General features: G+C 67.0%; 17 protein-coding genes. 8 read left to right on the forward strand and 9 right to left on the reverse strand.

Translation table 11 applies throughout. From position 1 onward, the window contains the following. The first annotated feature begins 472 nt into the window (after positions 1 to 472). The 4 genes from MEBOL_RS05380 (at position 473) to MEBOL_RS05395 (ending at position 5,543) form a co-directional block, all read left to right on the forward strand. The gene (locus MEBOL_RS05380) at positions 473 to 3,913 is read left to right on the forward strand and encodes a CARDB domain-containing protein (protein ID WP_095976403.1); all 3,441 of its coding nucleotides are present in this window, start codon (positions 473 to 475) and stop codon (positions 3,911 to 3,913) included. A 30-nt stretch (positions 3,914 to 3,943) separates the two neighbouring features. Continuing rightward, the gene (locus tag MEBOL_RS05385) at positions 3,944 to 4,162 is read left to right on the forward strand and encodes a Rossmann-fold NAD(P)-binding domain-containing protein (protein WP_095976404.1); all 219 of its coding nucleotides are present in this window, start codon (positions 3,944 to 3,946) and stop codon (positions 4,160 to 4,162) included. 195 nt (positions 4,163 to 4,357) lie between these two features. Then, complete coding sequence (locus MEBOL_RS05390; protein WP_095976405.1) at positions 4,358 to 5,116, forward strand: SDR family oxidoreductase; 759 nt, start codon at positions 4,358 to 4,360, stop codon at positions 5,114 to 5,116. A 10-nt stretch (positions 5,117 to 5,126) separates the two neighbouring features. Beyond that, complete coding sequence (locus MEBOL_RS05395) at positions 5,127 to 5,543, forward strand: hypothetical protein (RefSeq protein ID WP_179956385.1); 417 nt, start codon at positions 5,127 to 5,129, stop codon at positions 5,541 to 5,543. Between the two features lie 29 nt (positions 5,544 to 5,572). Here the strand turns inward: MEBOL_RS05395 and MEBOL_RS05400 are convergent, their stop codons facing one another. From MEBOL_RS05400 to MEBOL_RS05415, 4 genes are all read right to left on the reverse strand, one after another. Continuing rightward, positions 5,573 to 6,550, reverse strand: coding sequence for an oxidoreductase (locus MEBOL_RS05400; protein ID WP_095976407.1), 978 nt, complete (start codon positions 6,548 to 6,550; stop codon positions 5,573 to 5,575). 199 nt (positions 6,551 to 6,749) lie between these two features. After that, complete coding sequence (locus tag MEBOL_RS05405; protein WP_095976408.1) at positions 6,750 to 7,934, reverse strand: RICIN domain-containing protein; 1,185 nt, start codon at positions 7,932 to 7,934, stop codon at positions 6,750 to 6,752. A 363-nt stretch (positions 7,935 to 8,297) separates the two neighbouring features. Further along, positions 8,298 to 8,726 (reverse strand): hypothetical protein, encoded by a 429-nt coding sequence (locus MEBOL_RS05410; RefSeq protein WP_095976409.1) that lies wholly within the window; start codon positions 8,724 to 8,726, stop codon positions 8,298 to 8,300. Positions 8,727 to 8,801: 75 nt separating this feature from the next. Continuing rightward, complete coding sequence (locus MEBOL_RS05415; RefSeq protein WP_095982600.1) at positions 8,802 to 10,511, reverse strand: acyclic terpene utilization AtuA family protein; 1,710 nt, start codon at positions 10,509 to 10,511, stop codon at positions 8,802 to 8,804. A gap of 149 nt (positions 10,512 to 10,660) precedes the next feature. Between MEBOL_RS05415 and MEBOL_RS05420 the strand changes: the two genes are divergently transcribed. Both MEBOL_RS05420 and MEBOL_RS05425 read left to right on the forward strand, forming a co-directional pair. Then, the gene (locus tag MEBOL_RS05420) at positions 10,661 to 11,458 is read left to right on the forward strand and encodes an SDR family NAD(P)-dependent oxidoreductase (RefSeq protein ID WP_218920880.1); all 798 of its coding nucleotides are present in this window, start codon (positions 10,661 to 10,663) and stop codon (positions 11,456 to 11,458) included. Positions 11,459 to 11,565: 107 nt separating this feature from the next. Then, positions 11,566 to 12,501, forward strand: coding sequence for an alpha/beta fold hydrolase (locus MEBOL_RS05425; RefSeq protein WP_245920011.1), 936 nt, complete (start codon positions 11,566 to 11,568; stop codon positions 12,499 to 12,501). On the opposite strand, the gene MEBOL_RS05430 is transcribed toward MEBOL_RS05425, so the two are convergent. Together MEBOL_RS05430 and MEBOL_RS05435 are read right to left on the reverse strand one after the other, a co-directional pair. Further along, positions 12,461 to 13,303 (reverse strand): SDR family NAD(P)-dependent oxidoreductase, encoded by an 843-nt coding sequence (locus tag MEBOL_RS05430; protein WP_218920881.1) that lies wholly within the window; start codon positions 13,301 to 13,303, stop codon positions 12,461 to 12,463. The two genes, MEBOL_RS05425 and MEBOL_RS05430, sit on opposite strands and share 41 nt — an antisense overlap. 22 nt (positions 13,304 to 13,325) lie before the next feature. Then, positions 13,326 to 13,751: a tautomerase family protein gene (locus MEBOL_RS05435; protein ID WP_095976412.1), complete on the reverse strand. Its 426-nt coding sequence runs from the start codon at positions 13,749 to 13,751 to the stop codon at positions 13,326 to 13,328. Positions 13,752 to 13,905: 154 nt separating this feature from the next. Here MEBOL_RS05435 and MEBOL_RS05440 point away from each other — a divergent pair, with 154 nt between their 5' ends. Beyond that, positions 13,906 to 16,596 (forward strand): MGH1-like glycoside hydrolase domain-containing protein, encoded by a 2,691-nt coding sequence (locus MEBOL_RS05440; RefSeq protein ID WP_095982602.1) that lies wholly within the window; start codon positions 13,906 to 13,908, stop codon positions 16,594 to 16,596. An 87-nt stretch (positions 16,597 to 16,683) separates the two neighbouring features. Here MEBOL_RS05440 and MEBOL_RS05445 read toward each other — a convergent pair whose 3' ends face one another. After that, complete coding sequence (locus tag MEBOL_RS05445) at positions 16,684 to 18,156, reverse strand: adenosine deaminase family protein (protein WP_095982603.1); 1,473 nt, start codon at positions 18,154 to 18,156, stop codon at positions 16,684 to 16,686. A 206-nt stretch (positions 18,157 to 18,362) separates the two neighbouring features. Beyond that, on the reverse strand, positions 18,363 to 19,187 hold the full coding sequence (locus MEBOL_RS05450; RefSeq protein WP_095976413.1) for an SDR family oxidoreductase: 825 nt from the start codon (positions 19,185 to 19,187) through the stop codon (positions 18,363 to 18,365). Between the two features lie 180 nt (positions 19,188 to 19,367). Here MEBOL_RS05450 and MEBOL_RS05455 point away from each other — a divergent pair, with 180 nt between their 5' ends. Continuing rightward, positions 19,368 to 20,153, forward strand: a complete 786-nt coding sequence (locus MEBOL_RS05455) for a tryptophan--tRNA ligase (protein ID WP_095976414.1) — start codon at positions 19,368 to 19,370, stop codon at positions 20,151 to 20,153. A 24-nt stretch (positions 20,154 to 20,177) separates the two neighbouring features. On the opposite strand, the gene MEBOL_RS05460 is transcribed toward MEBOL_RS05455, so the two are convergent. Next, positions 20,178 to 22,478 (reverse strand): ATP-binding cassette domain-containing protein, encoded by a 2,301-nt coding sequence (locus MEBOL_RS05460; RefSeq protein WP_095976415.1) that lies wholly within the window; start codon positions 22,476 to 22,478, stop codon positions 20,178 to 20,180. Positions 22,479 to 22,548: the final 70 nt, after the last annotated feature.

Genomic DNA, 22,548 nt, shown 5'->3' on the forward strand with positions numbered 1-22,548 from the left:
GATGCAACTCGGAGACGACCCCACCATGTCCATCTCGCGGGTCCGGCGAGGTGGAGGTGGACGAGCTGACCGGCCACGTCCAGGTGCTCGAGGCCTGGAGCGTCCACGACGTGGGCCGCGCTCACATCACAGACAGCACAAGGTTTGACGACGCGCGTCATCGCCGAGAATGGAATTTCTCGTCCCCACCATTCTTCGGTTTTTACGTTTCTAGCTCGTTTAACCCGAAAAAATGATTTATATACTCCGTCCTGCGTATCGGTACTCGTACGCATTGAACCGCCTGCCTCCCTGGAGGCCTCAGTGAAAGACAGATACGTATCGACGTGAGCCCGGTCCCAACCCGGTGCTGGACTGATGTCGTTCGTGTCCCAATCCCTCTGATGAGCAGGCGTTCCCGCTCGAGCGGTTGTAAGCGCCTTCATAGGCGTGATGGCTCCCCTTCACCCATCGTCTCGTCAAGGCAGGACTGATGATCCATTTCAAACGTTCAAGGCTATTTCTTCGCACCGCATGCGCGATTCCACTCCTCACGAGCGCGTGCACCCCAGCGGGCGATTCGCGTGACGGACAGGACGTCGCACCGTTGGGCGTGGCGGTCGCCGTGCGGAGCGCGTCCGCGGCGGCGACCGTGCTCTCCGCGGGAAAACCCGCATCCGCCAGCAGCAGCAACGCCCCCTACACGGCGAACAACCTCACCGACGGCAACCAGGGTTCCTATTGGGAGTCGGCCAATGGGGCATTCCCTCAATGGGCCCAGGTCGACCTGGGCTCGGCCGCGACCGTCGAGGACGTCGTCCTGCGGCTGCCAGCCGGCTGGGGCACGCGCGACGAGACCCTGTCCATCCAGTCCTCCACCGACGGCTCCTCGTTCACCACCCTCAAGGCGAGCACGTCCTACGCGTTCAACCCGTCCACGGGCAACACCGTGACGATCGACGTCCCGGACACGTCCGCGCGCTATGTGCGCGTCACCATCACGGCCAACACCGGCTGGGGCGCCGGCCAGCTCTCCGAATTCGAGGTCCGCGGCACCGCCAGCACCCCGCCGACCGACCCGCCACCGAATCCGCCCACCGGGAGCAATCTCGCCCTCGGCAAGTCCATCGTGGGCTCCTCGACGGAGTGGCAGTTCGTGGCCACCAACGCCAATGACGGCAGGACCGACACCTACTGGGAGGGCGCGGGCGGCCAGTACCCGAGCCACCTGACGGTCTCGCTCGGCACGAACGTCGACCTCACGGGCGTGGTCGTCAAGCTGCCCCCGGCCACCGAATGGGCGACCCGCACCCAGACCTTCGAGGTCCAGGGCCGTGGCCAGGCGGGCGGGTCGTGGAGCACCCTCAAGGCCTCCGCGGCGTACACGTTCAACCCGGCGACCGGTAACTCGGTCACCGTGCCGTTCACCGGCACCGCCGCCGACGTCCGGCTCGTCTTCACGGGCAACACCGGCTCTGGCAATGGCCAGGTCGCCGAATTCCAGGTCCACGGCATCCCCTCGGCCAATCCCGACCTCACCGTCACCGCGGTCACCGCGACACCGGGCTCGCCGATCGAGTCCGACACGATCACGCTGACGGCCACGGTGAAGAACGTCGGCACCAAGCCATCGCCGGCGACGAGCGTCAATCTCACCGTCGACGGTGCCGCGGCCGCCACGGCCGCCGTCGCCAGTCTCGCGGCCGGTGCGACCACGACCGTGTCGGCGCCCATCGGCAAGAAGAGCGCCGGGTCCTACACGATCGGCGCCGTCGTCGACCCGGACAGCACCGTCGTCGAACAGAACGAGAGCAATAACGCGTTCAGCAACCCGACCAAGCTCACGGTGTCGGAGGCTCCCGGCCCTGATCTGCAGGTGCTGAGCATCACCCCGAACCCAGCGAATCCGGCCATCGGGACGCCGGTCAAGTTCAGCGTGGCGGTGAAGAACCGCGGAACCACGGCGGTGGGAGCGGCCACGGTGACCCGGGTCGCGGTGGGCGGCAGCACACTCGACACCACCACCCCGGCCGTCGCCGCTGGCGCGACCGTCACCGTGACCACCACGGGCAGTTGGACCGCCACGAGCGGAGGCGCCACCGTCACGGCCACGGCCGATGCGACCGGCGTCGTCGCCGAGACCAACGAAAGCAACAACACGTTCTCGCAGTCGATCGTCGTCGGGCGTGGGGCGGCGATCCCATGGGTCACCTACGAGGCCGAGGCTGGCCGCTACCAGGGCACCCTGCTGGAGACGGACCCGCTGCGCACCTTCGGGCACACCAACTTCGCCACCGAGTCCTCGGGTCGCAAGTCCGTGCGCCTGAACAGCACCGGCCAGTACGTCGAGTTCACCTCGACCCACCCGACGAACTCGATCGTCGTGCGCAACGCCATCCCCGACGCGCCAAACGGAGGCGGCCAGGAGGCCACGATCAGCCTGTACGCCAACGGCACCTTCGTGCAAAAGCTGACGCTCTCGTCGCGGCACAGCTGGCTGTACGGGAACACCGACGGCCCGGAGGCGCTGACCAACACGCCCCAGGCCGACGCCCGGCGGCTGTTCGACGAGTCGCACGCGCTGCTCGCGCAGTCCTACCCGGCCGGCACCACGTTCCGCCTGCAGCGTGACGCCTCGGACACGGCGTCGTTCTACATCATCGACCTGATCGACCTCGAGCAGGTGGCACCGCCGGCGAGCAAGCCCGCCGAGTGCACGTCCATCACCAATTACGGCGCGGTGCCGAACGACGGCATCGACGACACGGACGCCATCCAGCGGGCGGTGACGGACGACCAGAATGGCGTCATCAGCTGCGTGTGGATCCCCGCGGGGCAGTGGCGGCAGGAGAAGAAGATCCTCACCGACGATCCGCTGAATCGCGGGATGTACAACCAGGTGGGCATCCGGAACGTCACGATCCGCGGCGCGGGCATGTGGCACTCCCAGCTCTACACGACGATCGAGCCGCACAACCAGACAGGGAGCATCAACCACCCCCACGAGGGCAACTTCGGCTTCGACATCGACGACAACGTGCAGATCTCCGACATCGCGATCTTCGGCTCCGGCCGGATCCGTGGAGGTGATGGCAATGCCGAGGGTGGCGTCGCCCTGAATGGCCGGTTCGGCAAGAACACGAAGATCACCAACGTGTGGATCGAGCACGCCAACGTGGCGGTCTGGGTGGGTCGTGACTACGACAACATCCCCGAGCTGTGGGGTCCGGCCGACGGCCTGCAGTTCAGCGGCATGCGCATCCGCGACACCTATGCGGATGGCATCAACTTCAGCAATGGCACGCGCAACTCGCGGGTGTTCAACTCGTCGTTCCGCACCACCGGCGACGACTCCCTGGCGGTCTGGGCCAACCCCTACGTCAAGGACCGCTCGGTGGACATCGCCCACGACAACCACTTCGTCAACAACACGATCCAGCTGCCCTGGCGGGCGAACGGCATCGCGATCTACGGCGGCTACGGCAACACGATCGAGAACAACCTGATCTACGACACCATGAACTACCCCGGCATCATGCTGGCGACCGACCACGATCCCCTGCCCTTCTCGGGGACGACGTTGATCGCCAACAACGGGCTCTACCGGACCGGTGGTGCGTTCTGGAACGAGGACCAGGAGTTCGGAGCGATCACGCTGTTCCCGTCGACCCGGGACATCACCGGCGTCACCATCCGGGACACCGACATCTACGACTCGACCTACGACGGCATCCAGTTCAAGAACGGTGGCGGCAACATGCCGGACGTCGTGATCAGCAACGTGCGGATCAGCAACTCGATCAACGGTGCTGGCATCCTGGCCATGAGCGGTGCCCGCGGTAACACGACGCTGACGAACGTCACCATCACCGGCTCGGCCGACGGCAACATCGTCAAGCAGCCGGGCTCGCAGTTCGTCATCAACGGCGGATAGTCACACCGGTCACGAGAAGACCTCCGGCGCGTGGAGACGTTTCTCCATGCGCCGGGGGGACCGAACACTTGCCGCGTGGCGGTCGTGGTCGGCGCCACCCGAGGCGCTGGCCGAGGCATCGCGGCCGCGCTCGGCGAAGCGGGCGCCACCGTGGGCTTCACCCACATCGACGGCACCCACCCCGACGTCTGGAAATTCATGTCCGACGAGCCAGCCGGCCTATCGGTCGATCTGGCGAATTACCGGTGAAGGGGAGGCCGGGCCAAAGCCACAACCCCCTGTAAACCTTGGAGAAGGGCCCGATACCGCCGCACCTGGCCCATTCTTCCAGAAATCTTTCGCGACCATGTCACATCTTCGCGGACTGCCTCGTCCTGGCGGGCGATCGTGGGAACCAGAGAGCCAAGGTATCTCCTTCCCACACGATTGCCGAGGGAATGAGACATGAAGATCGTGGTCATTGGCGGGACTGGTTTGATTGGGACGAAGCTGGTGAACAAGCTCCGTCATGTGGGGCATGAAGTCGTCGCCGCCTCACCTAAAACCGGAGTCAATAGCATCACCGGCGAGGGGCTGGCACAAGCACTCGCGGGCGCTGAAGTGCTCGTCGATGTCGCCAACTCGCCGTCCTTCGAGGACAAGGCGGTGCTCGACTTCTTCGAGACGTCGGGCCGCAACCTGCTCACCGCCGAGTCGAGGGCGAACGTCCGGCATCACGTGGTGCTCTCGGTGGTCGGGACCGATCGAATGCTCGCCAGCGGCTATTTCCGCGCGAAGATGGCGCAGGAGGAGCTGATCAAGGCCTCTCCAATCCCGTACACCATCCTGCGGGCGACTCAGTTCTTCGAGTTCATGGGCGGCATCGCGCAGTCCTCCACCCATGGCGACACGGCACATGTCTCGCCCGCGCTTCTGCAGCCCATCGCGGCCGAGGACGTCGCCTCGGCGCTCGCCGACGTGGCGCTCGCCGCGCCAGCGAATGCCACGCTCGAAGTCGCCGGTCCCGAGAAGCAACCGCTCGCCGAGCTGGTCCGCCGGTACTTGAGCGCGAACGGGAAGTCCCTCGAGGTGATCGTCGACGCGGAGGCTCCTTATTTCGGCATCCGGATCGACGACCGATCCCTCACGCCCGGTACCGAGGCTCGGATCATGCCAACCCGCTTCGAGAACTGGCTCGCCCAGTCCTCGGCCGGCACCCGGTGAGTCGATCTCCATGTCCAAAACACTTGTTCTGAACTTCGCCCGGGTGCTCGGCCTCGGCCTGCTCGCGAACGGCATCTACATGCTCGTGTCGCCCGGGAGCTGGTATGTCGCGGTCCCCGGTGTCATCACCACCGGCCCCTTCAACCAGCATTTTCTGCGCGACATCGGGCTGATCTTCCTGCTGCTCGGCACGGCCTTCCTGCTCGGTGCCTCCCGGCCAGGCGCCCGGACCATCCTCTGGTCAACGGCCACGTTCTGGCTCTGCGGCCACGCCCTCTTCCATTTCTGGGAAGTGGGGGCTGGCATCTGCGGGCCCTCGGCGATTCCACGCGACTTCCCGGCTGTCACCCTCCCTGCGATCATCGGAGTCGTGCTCTCACTGTGGTCCGCGAAGGACGAGCGCGCCGTGCAGGCATCCGCCGCCTGACGGACCGCCTGGCCGCGTCCGGGTCGGGCTCACCCGATGAAGAACTCCCGGCCGAGCTGCTGCTCGCTGAGCTCCCAGAGGCGTCGTGCCGCCGCGGCGTCCCTGGCCCAGGGGCGCACGCCGCGCTTCTCTGGACTGTCGCCGCCGACCGCGGGCGCGATGTCGCAATCCTCGCAGTACACGCCCCCCCGGCCGTCGAGCTGAGGACTGGTGGCGCACCAGACCTGGGTCGCCGCGCCCTGCGCCACCGTCTTGAAGCCCGTCACCTCCGGAGGCTGGATGTTGCCGGTGGCGTCGATCGCGCCGACCCGGCGAAGATCCTCCGGGGACAGATGCCGGACGAGATCGGTCAGGATTTCCCCGGGATGTAGCGAGAAAGCCCGCACGCCGTGCCCGCGCGCTCGCCGGTCGAGTTCGAGCGCGAACAGGGCGTTGGCCGTCTTCGACTGGCCATAGGCGATCCACTTGTCATAGGGCCTGTGCGCGAAGTGAGGATCGTCGAAATCCACCGCGCAGATGCGGTGGCCCAGCGAGGACACGCTGACCACCCGGGCCGCCTCCGCGCGGCGCAACGCCGGCCAGAGCCCCGCGGTCAGCAGGAAGTGGCCAAGATGGTTGGTCGCGAACTGGCGCTCGAATCCCCGCCCGTCCCGCTCGAGGGGGCAGGCCATGACCCCCGCGCTCTGGATGAGGACGTGGAGCGGCCGCCCGCTGGCCACGTACCGCGCGGCGAAGGCGTCGATCGACTCCGGATCCCCCAGGTCGAGCCGCTCCAGCTCGGCCTCGGGAATGTCGCGGAGCGTGCGGCGCGCCTTGTCGAGGTCCCGCGCGGGCACGACGACGCGCGCTCCCGCCCGGACCAGGGCGCGCACCGTCTCGACTCCAATTCCCGAGTAGCCCCCGGTGACGATGGCGTGGAACCCCCTCAGGTCGCGCCCCGCGAGCACCTGCTCCGCGGTCGTGTGGAAGCCGAATCCCGAATTCAGCGGCGATTGTTCGGTGCGCATGGAATGCCTTTCCCTGGGCCGCCATCCCCGGCGGCGTGTCTTGGAAAGGAGTACCCCGTGGTTCTCGCACGGACCATGCGTCTCCGTCCGTCATTCTTTCGCGAGCGTCCGGGGAAGGAGAAGAGACGACAAGGGCGCGGCGGACTCCCGGATGCACCCCGGAAGCCCGCCGCGCCCGTCACTTCGGGATTTCCGCCCGTTAGTTAGGCGGGCAGAACACGATGTCGAAGTCCTCGGCGTTGCACGCCGCCATCGGACCCGCGTCATCGCCCGACCACGAGTACGACTGCGAGCACATCGCGTCGAAGTACTTCGCCACGGGGCTGTTGGGGTTGTCGCGATCGCGGCTCACGCAGGCGATGACCTGGCCGGCGGCGTTGCGCAGCTTGCCCACATCGGGGCAGTTGGCGAGCATGTCCATGGGGCAGCTGCGCGTCTGGCCCGTGCACGTCGTCCCGCCTGACAAATCATAGGGGACGATCTTCAGGGGCAGGTTGTTCGCGTCCACGTGGCTGAGGTTGAACCAATCCCAGCTGTTGTACTGGTAGAACACCTCGTTGAAGCCAAACTCCGCCAGCGAGTGGTGCTCGAAGCCCGGATCCTCGCCCTTGCGGAAGCCCCAGTAGCGCTTGGTCAGCATCATCTCCGTGGTGCCGCCGATGTTGCGGCACGCCTCCTGGCCCGAGGCCAGGTCTCCGCCGGAGATGTTGTTGCCGGCGAAGGTGACCGGGAAGGAACAGCGGTTGATGAAGCGCAGGTTGGTGCGTCCATCATTACGGGTCAGACAGCCCGTGCCGGAGGGAGGCGGCGTGGTCCCCCCGCCATCCACCCGGTCGAAGGTGTAGTGCTGATTGGCCGTGCCCGTATAGGGGTACTGCACATACTCCGTGCCGCTGACGGCCGAGCCCCAGTACAGATCGACGGCCATGTCCGTGTGGCGCAGATGGAGGCTGAACTGGTTGTTGCCCCGGCCCACGAACTTGAACTGCTGGTTGTTGCCGCCCAGGTACGACCACTGGTGCACCTTGGCGTTCTGCTCGGTGCTGTTGCCCATGATGTCGAGGCTCTTGCCACTGGCGATGTTGATGATCTTCCAGTAGCCGCCCGACGTGGGGGAGATGTGGAACTTCTGGGCATTGCTGCCATTGCAGTCCCACTGCTGCACCTTGGCGCCGTCCGCGGTGCTGCCCGAGGCAACGTCCACGCACTTGCCCGTCATGGCCGAGCGGATGACGTAGTCACCCTCCACGATGCTGCCCACGATGGCGGCGCTCTCGAGCGTCCCGCTCTCCTCGGCGCCCTCCACCTCGGAGACATTGCAGCCCGTCATTCCACCCAGCACACCCAGCAACGACACACAGCGCCATACGGTCATTCGCGACATGATGCACTCCAAGCAAGGAATTGAGGGGTGGGCCTACCCACCCTTCCCGCGGGCCGTGTCGGATTGCCTTCGTGCCATGCTCCAACTTCACCTGGATGGCATGTTTCCACGGACTTGCGGGTTGGGCCGCCCTGGCCTGGAAACGGCAATTATCATTTTCTGATGACTCGTGTCATCATGGAAAAGCAACAATCCCCGAATCCCTTGCGAAGTGTACACGCCACTACAAATGGCGCCGGGCGCTCCACCCCCGTGGAAGCATGACGCGCAACGCCAATGACTGGCGCCTGTCAGCCCCACGGTTCAGCTCGTGTTTCAATTTTCTTCCCAGGGTGGTGAGCGGGAAGATGGACACGGTTGAGACTAGAAGAAGTCGTTGAAGGCCGTGATGGTGGCCGTCAGCTTGTAGTTGCCGTTGTCCACGCTGATGGTGAAGGGCTTGCCGGGCGCGCTGGTGTAACCCGTGGCGGACCCCTGGCACTGAGAGCAGAGCAGGACGCCATCGCGGCTGACGTTCCAATACCCGTTGAGCTGGCCACCCGCGGTCGCGGGCGAGACCGAGACGAGCTGGAACTCGTACAGGCCCGCGCTGCTCCTGGCCCGCGCGTAGGCGAACGCGTAGGAGGTGCCAAAGGTCCAGCTGGACGAGGCCTTCGCGTCCGACGCGGAGGTGACGGTTCCCAACGTGGTGAGCGAGGCGGGAGTGCCCGCCCAGGTGTTGTACACGGACGCGGCCGAGGCCAGGGTAGGCAACAGGACGGCGAGAACGGGGACGAGGCGGCGGCTCATCATGGGCGGACTCCAGTGAGAGGAGAAACGAAGAGCATCATTGGAACGCGCCCAGGTGACTGTCAATGAATTCCCGTTTTACGCACCTATACCCAGGAGAAGGACCTCGGGGACATCGACATGGCGCGAGCGGAGCCATTCCCCGAGCGCCTTGCCCTGGGGATCGAAGCGCGTCGAGGAGGAGACGCCCTCGCCCAGCAAGCCGTCGATGACGAAGTTCATCCCCCGTAGCCGGGGAAAGAGGTGCCGCTGGAGGGGGAGGTTCTGGACTTCGGGGAGCAACTCGCGGAGCAGCTCCGGAGTGAGCGTGTGCGCGAGCCAGCTCCAGGCCGCGTCCGTGCGGACCCAGAGGCCGATGTTCGCGGTCCCTCCCTTGTCCCCACTGCGCGCGGCGGCGATCCGCCCCAGGGGCACCCGGCGAATGGGGCCGGGGGGCAGCGGAGCGGGCAGTGGCGGCGGCTCCACCTCCGCGAGGGCGAGTGTCCGGGGGGCGTGGGGAATGACCACCCGCGCGCCTTCCTCCGGAACGGCGACGTGCTCGACGAGCGCCGCGTCGACGTACGCCGGCGTGTAGACCCCATAGGGCAGACCATCGGTGGGGGGCGTGGTCATCGTGAAGCCCGGGTAGCTCGCCAGCGCGAGTTCGATGGCCGCGCCACTGAAGGCGCGCCCTACCCGCTTCTCCTCCGGATCCTTCGCCACGACGCGCAGGAACGCGGCCGCCTGCTCCTCCGTGGGGGCATCCTCCCGGTCCGTCCGCACGAGCGTCCAATGCAGCTCTCGGGGCGGGGTGGGCAGGGCGGCCTCGAACTGCTCACGCACCAGCCGGGCCTTGTGCTCGATGTCGAGCCCCACGAGCACGAAGGTCATCTCGTTGCGGAAGCCGCCGAGGCGGTTCAGACAGACTTTCAGCGTGGGAGGAGGAGGCTCGCCGCGCACGCCGGAGATCCGGACACGGTCGCGTCCCACATCGGTGAGTTCCACGGTGTCGAAGCGCGCCGTCACATCGGGCCCCGCGTACCGGGCGCCTCCGATTTCGTAGAGCAGCTGCGCGAGCACCGTATCCACGGACACCGCGCCGCCCGAGCCCTCATGCTTGGTGATGATGGACGTGCCGTCGGCATGGATCTCCGCGAGGGGAAAGCCCGGGCGGCGCACGTCGATCTCCGTGAAGAACGAGTAGTTGCCCCCCGTGGCCTGGGCGCCGCACTCGAGGACGTGGCCCGCGGCCATGGCACCCGCGAGGCAGTCCCAATCCTCGCGTCCCCAGCCGAAGTGGGCCGCCGCCGGACCCACGACGAGCGAGGCATCCGTCACGCGTCCGGTGACGACGATATCGGCTCCGGCGCGCAGGCACTCGGCGATCCCCCACGCGCCCAGGTAGGCATTGGCCGTGAGCGGAGCGCCCAGTCCGAGCGCACCGGCCCGCGCCAGCAGCTCATCTCCCTCGACGTGCGCCACCCGGACCGGAAGGCCCAGCCGCGCGGCGAGGGCCCGGAGCGCCGCCGCCAGGCCCGCGGGGTTCAACCCTCCGGCGTTGGTGACAATCCGCACCCGCTTCTCCACGGCGAGCGCCAGGCACTGCTCCATCTGCCGGAGGAAGGTCTTCGCGTAGCCCCCATTCGGATCCTTCATCCGATCCCGGCCGAGGATGAGCATCGTGAGCTCGGCGAGATAATCCCCGGTGAGGACATCGAGGGGGCCGCCCTCGAGCATCTCGCGAAAGGCCGAGAAGCGATCTCCGTAGAAGCCCGAGGCATTGCCGACACGAAGGGGGGAGGTGCTCATGCACGAGACATAACACCGGCGCGGGACGGCGAGCGGCGACGACAGTTCTTCTTTGGAGTATGGATTTTCCTCATACAAACAAAACCAACTAGAAAAAATATTTATACACTCCCCTTTCAGAAGGCTACACTCACTCCATGAAGACTCTCATGGATCGCACGGCAGTGGTCACAGGCGCGGCCAGCGGTATCGGCAAGGCATTGGCACACCGTCTCGCCGCGGAGGGTTGCCATCTGGCGCTCGTGGACATCAATGGAGAGGCGCTGGAGCGTGTCCGCGCCGAGCTGGCGCCCACCGGACGAACCGTCTCCCTTCACGTCGCCAACGTCGCCGACCGTTCCCGCATGCTCGCACTGCCCGAGGACGTGCTCGCCGCTCACGGGCATGTACACCTGCTCGTCAACAACGCGGGGGTGTCACTGGCGGGCCGGTTCGAGGAGGTATCGCTCGAGGATATGGATTGGATCTTCGGCGTGAACTTCTGGGGCGTGGTCCACGGGTGCAAGGCATTCCTGCCGCATCTGCGGCGCGAGCCCGAGGCGCACATCGTCAACCTGTGCAGCTCCTTCGGGCTGCTGGGATTCGCGGGCAAGACGGGCTACAGCGCCACGAAGTTCGCGGTGCGCGGCTTCAGCGAATCACTCCGGGCTGAACTGCTCGGGAGTCCGGTGGGCCTCACCGCCGTGTATCCCGGGGCGGTGGATACGACCATCGTGCGCACGGGACGCGTGGTGAACGAAGCGCAACGTGAGGCCGAGGCGCGCTTCATCACCGGCCGCGCCATCCCGAGCGAGCGGGTCGCGAGCCGCATCGTCCGCGGCATCCAGCGCAAGTCCGCGCGAGTCCTGGTGGGCCTCGATTACCATCTCATCGATTGGATGGCCCGGCTGTCGCCCGAGCTGTCCCAGGAGGTGACCGCGAGGCTGTCCCAGCGCATGCCTTTCTGACGAGGCTCCCCCGCACTTCATGCCAACCCACTAGAAAACCGAGCAAACGATTGTCGCGACGGGCGAAGATTTTGTCATGGGTCGGATTGAGCCTCGCGGTCTTGCTGATGGGACTGACCGCCTTGAGCCTGATGGCCAGCCCGATTGGCTACTGGCGCAGTCCCGAAGGCCAGCGGGAATACGAGTCCGCGTACAAAGACGCCATGCGACGTCTGCCGCCGGTCAGCAAGACCTACGACGTCGAGACCGACTTCGGCACGGTGCGGGTGTACCAATGGACAGACGAGCAGACCGCCGCCCAAACCCCCATCCTGCTGCTGCCCGGTCGGCTCTCGGGGGTGCCGATGTGGGAGAAGAACATCAAGGACCTGATAGCCGAACGACCCGTCTACGCCGTCGACGCCATCGGCGACAGTGGAATGAGCGTGCAAACCCAACGCATCGCTGGAGATGCCGACCAAGCCAGATGGGTGGAGCAGACCCTGAACGGGCCCGGCCTCAAGCGCGTCCACCTGGCGGGCCATTCCTTTGGCGGTTGGACGGCGGCCAATTATGCCTCGCGGTATCCAGACCGCGTCGCATCGCTGTCGCTCATGGAGCCGGTACGAACCTTTGAGGATATGCGCTTGGAGATCTACCTGCGCAGCATCCCGGCGTCGCTGCCGTTCTTGCCGCGAAGCTGGCGCGACCAGTTCCTGACCGAAGTCGGCGGCACCACCGAGCTGGATCCGAACGACCCGATGACGCGCATGATCTCCGCTGCCAGCAAGCACTATGCCGTGGCGCTGCCATTCCCAGGCAGGATCAAGCCGGAGCAGATGCGCGCCTGGCCCATGCCGGTCTTTGTCGCCCTGGGTGCCAAGAGCGCCATGCACGACTCGGCGAAAGCCGTCGAAGTCGCCAAGGACAACGTCCGCCATCTCGAGGTCAGCAACTGGCCAGACGGCACCCACTCCTTGCCCATGGAAGAACCCGACAAGATGGATGCCTTGTTACTGGCCTTCATGCGCCGGGCCGAACAGGCCTCGAACCTTGAGGAGTGAGGTGATAGCGCGAGGCGACCTCACCAGACATGATCGCCTTCATGAACGCGACGCGCGCCGTCTCCAAGGAGTTCCAGGTCCGCACGTCCGGCATGGATGGCACGGTCACCTCCTCCCCCGCCTCGAGCCCGGCGAGCGCCGCGTCCACGAGCTGCTCGGCGGTGAGATAGGCCTCGGTCGGAAACACCGAGTCGCTCAGGCCCTGCGACGAGAAGAACTCGGTGCGGATGGGCCCGGGCATGACGAGCTGGATCCGGATCGGCCTGCCCGCGTACTCCATCTGCAGGGACCGGGTGAAGTTCAGGACGTAGGCCTTGGATGCGCTGTAGACGGCGCTCCCCGCCGACGGCAGATGTGCCACGACCGAGCCGATGTTCACCAGGGCGCCCGCATCGCGCTTGCGGAAGGATGTCAGCGCCGCGTGCGACAGGCGCGTGACGGCGGTGATGTTCAACTTGATGATGCGCTCGAGCTGGTCGGCGGTCATCTCGGCGCTCTTGCCCAGCCCCCCCGCCCCGGCGTTGTTGACGAGCAGGGCCACGTCATCGGCCGCGACGCGCTTCTCGACGTCCGCCAGGCCCGAGGGACTCTCGAGGTCCGCGACGAGCGTCTTCACGCTCACCCCGTGCTCGCGGGACAATTCCTCCTGGAGGCGGGCGAGCCTGTCGGGCCGACGCGCCACCAGCAACAGCGGATGGCCGCGCGCCGCCAGTCGTTCCGCATAGACAGCGCCAATCCCCGAAGACGCCCCGGTGACAACCGCCAGACCCTTGTCCTTGCCCATGATGATGCGTCCTTTCACGTCGATGCTTCGGTGACCTGCCTCAAACATGAGTCCTGGGTGAGGCCTTGTTCTCCGCCTTCCACCGCCGCTCGTCCTCCGTACCCGCTCGGGGCGGCCGAAAGCCCTGGACCGTCCAGATGTCGAAGGGCGTCTCGTCGACATGGAACTCCCAGTCGAAGCCTCGCTCCTGGATGAAGGGCGCGAGCGCGGCATCGACCTTGGCGAGGAATCGCGTCTTGGCCTCGTCCGAATCCAGCGTGCGTGCGATGTGATCCGCGGTGATCCGAACGAAATTCTTCGTCGGCTCTCCGCCGATGTAGAACGCGTCCGCCGCGACCTCCTCGAAGATCACACCGACGTAGAACCTCGGCAGGACCGAGTAGATGTCTGTGATTCTCTGGGAAAGGGCGCGTTTGTCCTCACCGGTGAACGCACCCACGGGATGGTAGACCTTCCACAAAGGCATCTCTGACTCCCTTCACGTCACCATGACCACATGGATTACGCTCATAATACGTCCGGACGAGGCCGTGTCAAGGCAACCCGCGGCCCCGGCCGTGAGCACCCGCCGCGTTCGAGCCCGGGCCGAGGGCATCCCCGCTTCGGCTATGGTGCGCCCCATGAGCCAGGCATCGACACGGGCGCTGGGCGCCGAGGCACTGCGGTTGGTGGAAGACGAGCACCGCGGCGCAAACTGGAAGCGGTGGGGGCCCTATCTGGCCGAGCGGCAGTGGGGCACCGTGCGCGAGGACTACTCCGCGCGCGGGGAGAACTGGACGGACTTCCCCCACGCTCATGCCCGGAGCCGCGCCTACCGCTGGGGCGAGGACGGGCTGCTCGGCATCACCGACCGCCAGGGTCGGCTGTGCTTCTCCGTGGCCTTGTGGAACGAGCGGGACTCCATCCTCAAGGAGCGCCTCTTCGGCCTGACGGGGCCCCAGGGCAACCACGGCGAGGACGTCAAGGAGGAGTACTTCTACCTCGACTCCACGCCGACCCACTCCTACATGAAGGCGCTCTACAAGTACCCCCAGGCGGCCTTCCCCTACGAGCGCCTCGTGGCGGAGAACCAGCACCGGGGCCGGCTCGCGCCCGAGTTCGAGCTGATCGACACGGGCCTCTTCTCCGAGCGCCGCTACTTCGACGTCTTCGCCGAGTACGCCAAGGCGGCGACGGACGACCTGCTCATCCGCCTGACGGTGGTCAACCGGGGGCCCAAGTCCGCGCGAATCCACGTGCTGCCCACGCTCTGGTTCCGCAACACCTGGGCCTGGGGCCGCGAGGGCGAGGGCTACTGGCCCCGGCCCCACCTGGCCGCCCACGGGGAGGACGCCGTGCGCGCCACCCAGGCCTCGCTGGGCGCCTACCGGCTCCACGCCCAGGCGCCCGCCGGCGGCCCCCGCCCCGAGCGCCTGTTCACCGACAACGAGACGAACTTCCAGCGGCTTTACGGCATCCCCAACCGCTCGCGCCACGTGAAGGACGCCTTCCATGACGCCGTGGTGGACGGGCGCCGCGAAGCCCTCAATCCGGCCCAGGAGGGCACCAAGGCCGCCTTCCACTACGTGCTGGAGGTGCCCGCCGGAGGCTCGGTCGAGCTCGCCCTGCGGCTCGTCTCCGAGGCCCAGGCGCCCGCCGAGCCCTTCGGCGCGTCCTTCCCCCAGACGTTCGCGCGGCGCCTGGCCGAGGCGGACGAGTTCTACGCCTCGCGGCTGCCCACCGCCCTGGATGAGGAGGAGCGGCGCGTGGCACGGCAGGCCTGCGCGGGGCTGCTGTGGACCAAGCAATTCTACCACTACGCGGTGAAGGCCTGGCAGGAGGGAGACCCCGCCCACCCCTCGCCCCCGCCCGAGCGCCTCCGGGGCCGCAACCGCGACTGGAGCCATCTCTACAACCGCGACATCCTCTCCGTGCCCGACAAGTGGGAGTACCCCTGGTACGCGGCCTGGGACACCGCGTTCCACATGGTCCCCTTCGCGCGCCTGGACCCCCTCTTCGCCAAGGAGCAGTTGCTGCTCTTCCTGCGCGAGTGGTTCATGCACCCCAACGGGCAGATCCCCGCGTACGAGTTCGAGTTCTCGGACGTGAACCCGCCCGTGCACGCCTGGGCCTGCTGGCGCGTCTACAAACTCACGGGGGCCCACGGGAAGCGTGACCGGCTCTTCCTCGCGCGCGCCTTCCAGAAGCTGCTGCTCAACTTCACCTGGTGGGTGAACCGCAAGGACGTGGACGGGCTCAACCTCTTCTCCGGGGGCTTCCTCGGCCTGGACAACATCGGCGTCTTCGACCGCTCCAAGCCCCTGCCCACCGGCGGCCACCTGCACCAGGCGGACGGCACCGCGTGGATGGCCTTCTTCTGCACCACCATGCTCTCCATGGCCCTGGAGCTCGCGCAGGAGGACCCCGCCTACGAGGACATCGCCTCCAAGTTCTTCGAGCACTTCGTGGCCATCGTGGACGCCATGAACCACCTGGGCGGCACGGGGCTGTGGGACGAGGAGGACGGCTTCTACTACGACGAACTCAAGCAGGAGGGTCAGCCCGCCCTGCCCCTGCGCGTGCGCTCCATGGTGGGGCTCGTGCCCCTGTTCGCCGCGGAAGTGCTGGAGGATCGGGTCCTGGAGCGGCTGCCGGGCTTCGCCAGGCGCCTGCGCTGGTTCCTGGAGAACCGCGCCGACCTGGCGCAGAACACGTCCTACATGGCCGTCTGCCAGCGCACGGGACTCGGCGGCCGGCGCCTGCTGGCCATTCCCTCGCGCGCGCGCCTGGAGCGCGTGCTGCGGCGGGTGTTGGACCCCCGGGAGTTCCTGTCGGACCACGGCATCCGCTCCCTGTCGCGGATGCACGCCGAGCAGCCCTTCGTCTTCCACGCGGGGCGCGAGGAGCATCGCGTCGCCTACGTGCCCGGAGACTCCGACAGCGGCATGTTCGGCGGCAACTCCAACTGGCGCGGCCCGGTGTGGTTCCCGCTCAACTTCCTGCTCATCGAGGCGCTGGAGCGCTACCACCACTTCTACGGCGATGACTTCCAGGTGGAGTGCCCCACGGGCTCGGGCAAGTGGATGTCCCTGGTGGAGGTGGCGCGCGAGCTTTCCTCGCGGCTGAGCCGGCTGTTCCTCCCGGATGCCTCCGGCCATCGCCCCTGCCACGGCGGGGACCCCCGCTACGTGGAGGATCCCGCCTTCCGCGAGCTCGTCCTCTTCCACGAGTACTTCCACGGCGACACCGGCCGGGGGCTCGGGGCCAGTCACCAGACGGGCTGGACGGCCCTCGTGCTGCAGTGCCTTGCCCGGCGCCAGCAGTCGCCGTGAGGGCGCACCGCCTGTTAGCCCCTTCGCGCCGCCCACGCGCCGAGTGCTTCCGCGGCGCGTGGGCGGCGAATGTACCGTGACGAAGGTCTACTGGACGTCTCGCGCCGTGCGGACGGGCTTCCGGGCCCGGGCCTCGCTGGCTGCGATGTCGGCCTCGAACTTCGCGAAGCGCGTGTCGAGCTGCTTCTTGAGGCGCTGCTTGTCCGCCTCGGGAAGGAAGGCATAGCGCAGGCTGTCGTAGGACAGCTTCTTCACCTCCGTGTACGTGGGCTTGTAGCGGCTGGCGAACAGCACGTACTCGTTGGACAGTGTATGGCGGGTGACGCCGGAGTCATCGGTCGAGATGATGAACGGCACGCCGTGCTTGCGGTACAGCTCGACCGGATGCGCGGCGCCCTTGACGCCCAGGATGAACTCATTGCTGGTCAGGTTCACCTCGATGGGGATGTCCCGCTCGCGCAACGTCTGGATGAGCCGCAGCGCGTCGCGCTCGTGCGAGATGTCGATGCCGTGACCGATGCGCTGGGCGCCGGCCACTCCGACGGCCTCGGTGATGTGGAACTTCAGGCCCTCGGGGGGCACCATGCCCAGCGCCAGCTCACCGGCGTGCAGCGCCAGCTTGACGTCCGGGTAGCGGGCCTTCATGGCCTTGAACATCTGCATGTGCAGGCTGTAGTCGCGCATCGAGACGTTCGAGTTCTCGGCGCCCACCAGGTTCACCGCCACCACCTTGGGGTTGAGCGTCGCGACCTTGTACGCGCTGGCGATCTGCGAGAACACCAGGGCGGGGGAAAGGGCTCGCAGGACGTAGGCCTGGTAGCGCATCGTGAAGTCCGCATCGTCGATGCCCTCGCTGCTCGTCTGCACATGGGCGACGTAGTCCTGCACGCCCTTGTTGAACTGGGGGTCGGCGTCCAGCTTCGCTAGCTGCGCGGCCATCAGCGCCTGCAGCTTCGCGCTGTCGGTTCCCGCCGCCGCGAGGTCGCGCTCGAACCCGGCGTCCGGCAGGCCCGGGGCCAGCTCGAAGATGGTCTCGATGTAGCCCAGGTTCTCGGCGATGGCGCGCTGCTTGAGCGTCCACAGCCCCTCTCGGGTGTTGGTGGACGCCACGTCGTCGAAGTACAGGAAGGTGTCGAAGAACTGCTGATCCGGAGGCGGCTTCATCGCGCCATGGTTGCTGAAGTCCTTGCTGGACCAGCGCTGCAGCAGGTCGCGGTAGGCCTGCTCGTCGGCGGTCACGTCCTGGGCGCTGACGCAGCCCTTCGCGTCGGGGCGATGCGTCTGGATCTTGGAGGTGGTCTTGTCCACGCAGTAGCCCTGCTTGTCCACCCACTCCAGGTACTGCTCGGCGTAGATGGCGCCCGAGTAGTGGTGATGCAGGTCTCCTCCCTTGGGCATCAGGGTCATGAACAGGGACAGCTCGGCCAGCTTGGGCTCGGCGCCCGACACCAGCGACGCGAAGTGGCGCTGCGTGGTCGCTTCGTTGCTGGCCGCATGCGCGGCGGGAGCGATGGCGCTGGTGACCAGGGGGATGAGCAGACTGGACAGGATCTTTCGCATGAACATTCTCGGGGTGGTGGTCGGAGGAGAGAACGCGCTCCACTCCAGCAAGTGAGATGCCAATCGGGCAGCGCATGCCCTGCATCTCCAGGCGCTCGGTGACGCGCGCGGGCTGACACGTCAGCGCCGAAGTTGGATCCGTCAGTTCGCCGTGCTGACACGTCACGGTCCGCGCGACGTATACGAGGCATGTGTATGCATGGAGCTCAGGCGTTCTTGAGGGAGTCGGAGCCGCGCATCCGGCGCATCTGCGCTTTGATCAGCTGCATGTACAGCGGACGCGGCAGCAGGCGTTTCATGAGCCACGCCTGACGGCCCTGCACGTGCGGCAGGACGTAGAACGTGCGCTGGCGCACCGCCTGGAAGATTTGCTCCGCGATGTCCTCCGCGGACACCTTCGAGCGCTCGAGCACCCGGTTCACCGCCGCGCGCGTGGCGTCATCGGCATTGCGCAGCGACTCGGCGAGGTTGGTCTTGAAGAAGGAGGGACATACCAGCGTCACTCCCAGGCGCGTGCCGACGAACTCGTTCTGCAGCGTCTCGGACAGCGACACCACGGCCGCCTTGGAGGCGTTGTAGCAGGCCGCCCGGGGCACATCGAGCAGGCCCGCCATGGAGGCCACGTTGACGAAGTGGCCCTGACCCTGGCGCTTGAACAGGGGCGTGAACACGTAGCAGCCGCGCACCACGCCCATCACGTTGATGTCCAGCACCCGCTGCCAGTCCTCGAGGGGCACGTCCTCGATGGCGCCCGGCGCGGCGACGCCCGCGTTGTTCACCACCACGTCCACACCGCCCCAGTCGGCCGTGAGCCGCTCGGCCACCGCTCGCAGGTCCTCCGCGCGTGTCACGTCACAGGGCAGGTAGAGCGCCGCGGGCGCGAGCGCCTGGAGCTCGCGCAGCACTTCCGCGCCGCGCGTAGGGTGCACGTCGCCAATGCACACACGCCAGCCCGCCCGCGCATAGCGCAGTGCGATGGACCGACCGAGACCACTGGCACCACCAGTGATGAAGATGCGTTGGTTCGTCATGGGAGTTCAGCTCCTGGTGAAGCCGCGCTTGGCGAGCTCGATGCGGGCGAAGCCCGAGAGAGGGGCCGCCATACACCTGAATGGCGTCATCCACCACCTTCCGCGGCACGTTGGGCGCCACGACCTTGACGGAGGTTGAGCGGCGTCGTCCTGGGCGGTTAGGGTAGACTCCCCTCCCCGATGACGTCCCCCACCATACCGTCCCTGCCCAGGTCCCTCGCCGAACTGAGGGAGCGGGCGCGCGCGCTCGAGGCGGAGCCGGCGGACATCGACGCGCTCCTCGTGGCGATGGCTCAGCCCGCCGCCCTCGACGAGGACGTGCGCGCACGGGCCGATGTCCTGCACCGCATCATCGACGATCCGGTGCTCGGCGGGCTGCGCGGCGCGGACCGGCGCCGGGTGGATGAGACGGCCGTGCACGCCCTGCTGGCCCTGGGTGAGCCCTACGCCAGCGAGTTGTCGGCCGAAGGGCGAAAGCTCCTGCGAGACGCCCCATCCCGGAACGCCATGGGCAAGGAGGCCAACGGTCTCCCGACGACCGCGGACGGGGAGTGGTCCTGGAGCTACCTCCTCGGGATGCTCGCCGTGACCTGGAGCTTCGTCGAGATACTCTACCTGGCCATCGAGCTCGACACGAAACTGGCCACCGCGAAGGGGGTCACGCAGTTGCTGTTCGCGGCGCTGAGCGCGGGCCTCACGCTCTTCGCGCCGGGGCTCCTGCTCAAGCAGCGGCACCCACCCGGGCCGGTGTCCCAGGCCACGTTCGTCACCCTGACGCTGCTGGTGCTCATCGCCCAGGGCTTGTTCGGCTTCTTCCTCGCGGTCTTCGTCCCCTCCAACGAATGGACCACCACGGACAGTGGTCGCGTCGCGCTGATGCTCCTGGCGGGCGTGCTGATACGGCTGCTCGTGGTGTGCGGACTCATCGCGCGGGAGCACTCGTCCGAGCCGGAGCAACCGGAGTAGGCCCCCAGCCGGCCGCCCAGCCGCCTATAGCTCCCGGGACAACCACTGCCCGGTCAGCGAGGTCGGATGCTTCAGCAACTCGGTGGGGGGTCCCTCGAAGACGACGCGGCCACCGTCATGGCCGGCACCCGGTCCCATGTCGATGATCCAGTCGGCGCGGCGGATGACTCGGGGGTGGTGCTCGATGACGATGACCGAGGTGCCGGTGTCGACGAGACGATCGATCATCGCCACCAGACGGTCGATGTCCTTCAAGTGCAGTCCGGTCGTCGGCTCGTCGAGGATGGCCACGGGCGCCGGTTCGTGCAGGCTGCGTGCGAGCTTCATGCGCTGGCGCTCACCGCCGGACAGCGTGTTCAACGGTTGGCCGATGCGCACGTAGCCGAGGCCGACGTCGACGAGGGATTGAAGCGGTCCTTGGATGGCGGGCTCGACGAAGAACGCGGCGGCGTCCTCGACGGAGAAGTCGAAGACGTCTCCGATGGAGCGGCCACGCACCTTGTGCTTCAAGACGGCGTCGGTGAAGCGGCGGCCACCGCACGCCTCGCAGGGGACCGCGACGGGGTCGAGGTGGGCGATGTCGGTGTAGACGACGCCGAGGCCCTGGCATTCGGGGCAAGCGCCCTTGGAGTTCGCCGAGAACAATGACTCCGAGACCTTGTTCGTCGTCGCGAACAACTTGCGGACGGCGTCGAGGATTCCCGTCCACGTCGCGAGGTTCGAGCGGCTCGAGCCGCGAGCCAGGCTCTGGTCGATGACCACGACGTCCTTGATGCGCTCCGGAAGCGTCTGGCGGATGAGCGAGCTCTTGCCCGAGCCGGCGACGCCGGTGACGACGACGAAGACGCCCTTGGGGATGCGTACGCTCAGGTTCTTCAGGTTGTGCAGGGTCACATCGCGGAGTTCAATCCACCCGGTCGGCTTTCGCGATTGCGCCTTCGTCACCGGCTTCTGCGACAGCGCCTGACCCGTCACCGAGGATGAGTTCTTCAGCCCCTCGACGTCGCCTTCGTAGACGACGCGGCCACCGTGCTCGCCGGCGCCGGGGCCGATGTCCACGATGTGGTCGGCGATGGCGATGACCGCCGGCTTGTGCTCGACGACAAGCACCGTGTTGCCCTTGTCGCGCAGCTGCACGAGCAGGGTGTTGAGGCGGTGCAGGTCGGCGGGGTGCAGGCCGATGCTCGGCTCGTCGAAGATGTAGGTCAGATCGGTGAGGCTCGAGCCGAGCGCCCGCACCATCTTCACCCGCTGCGACTCGCCCCCTGAGAGCGTGCTGCTCTCGCGATCGAGCGAGAGGTAGCCAAGGCCGATGTCCACGAGGGCCTGAAGGCGCCGGGCGAGGGCTTGCTGCACCGGGGCGGTGGCGGCGTTGTCGAAGCCACTCTTCTCCCGGGTGATCAGCTCCAGCAGCTCATTGACCGGCAACGCCGTGGCCTCGGCGATGTTGATTTCGTGGCCAGCACCGTCGTCGACGCGACAGGCGAGGGCCGCGGCGTTCAGGCGGGTGCCACCACAGTCGGCGCAGGGCTCGCGGGTGAGAATGGGCTCGAGCGCGTTCTTGAGGTTCGCCTGGAGGTCGTCGAGGTTCTTGGTCAGGTAGAGGCGGCGAATCTTGGGGATCAATCCCTCATAGGTGGAACCCATCATCTTGCTGCCCACCTTGATCTTGACCTTGCACTCCGGCTCATGGAGCAGCTTGTGCCGCTCATCGGCGGAGTAGTCGGCGATCTTCTTCTTGAGGTCGAAGAACCCCGAGCCGCTGATGATGTTGTAGAACCAGGAGTCGACGGCGAAGCCCGGGAACAACAAGGCGCCTTCCTCGAGGCTCTTGCTCTCGTCGACCAGTCCCTTCACATCAAGGGACGAGACGACGCCGATGCCGTCGCAGGCCTTGCACAGGCCAACAGGATCATTGAACGACAGCGCGCTCGGGCGGGGCACGGCCGGCTTGCCGACGCGCGAGAACAACAGCCGCAACAGCGCCGCGGTGTCGCTCACGGTGCCGACGGTGGAGCGGCTGTTGCCGCCAAGCCGCGACTGGTCGACGATGATCGCCGCCGAGAGGTTCTCGAGGGCGTCGACGTCGGGTTGGGGCTGCCGCGGCAGGAAGGTCTGCACGAAGGTCGGCAGCGTCTCGTTGAGCAGCCGCTGCGATTCCGCGGCGAGGGTGTCGAAGACCAGCGACGACTTGCCCGAGCCCGACACGCCCGTGAACACCGTGATCTTCTTCTTCGGCAGGTCGAGCGAGATGTTCTGGAGGTTGTTTACCCGCGCACCACGCACATGGATGGTGTCGGTTGCGTTCGTCTTCGCCTGGGCCATTGCTCGCTCCTCGTTGCTGCCGGGCTGTCTACCACGCCCGCAACTCGGCTCCCATCCCGCCTATACTCGG

This window comes from Melittangium boletus DSM 14713, from assembly GCF_002305855.1.
Lineage (GTDB): Bacteria > Myxococcota > Myxococcia > Myxococcales > Myxococcaceae > Cystobacter > Cystobacter boletus.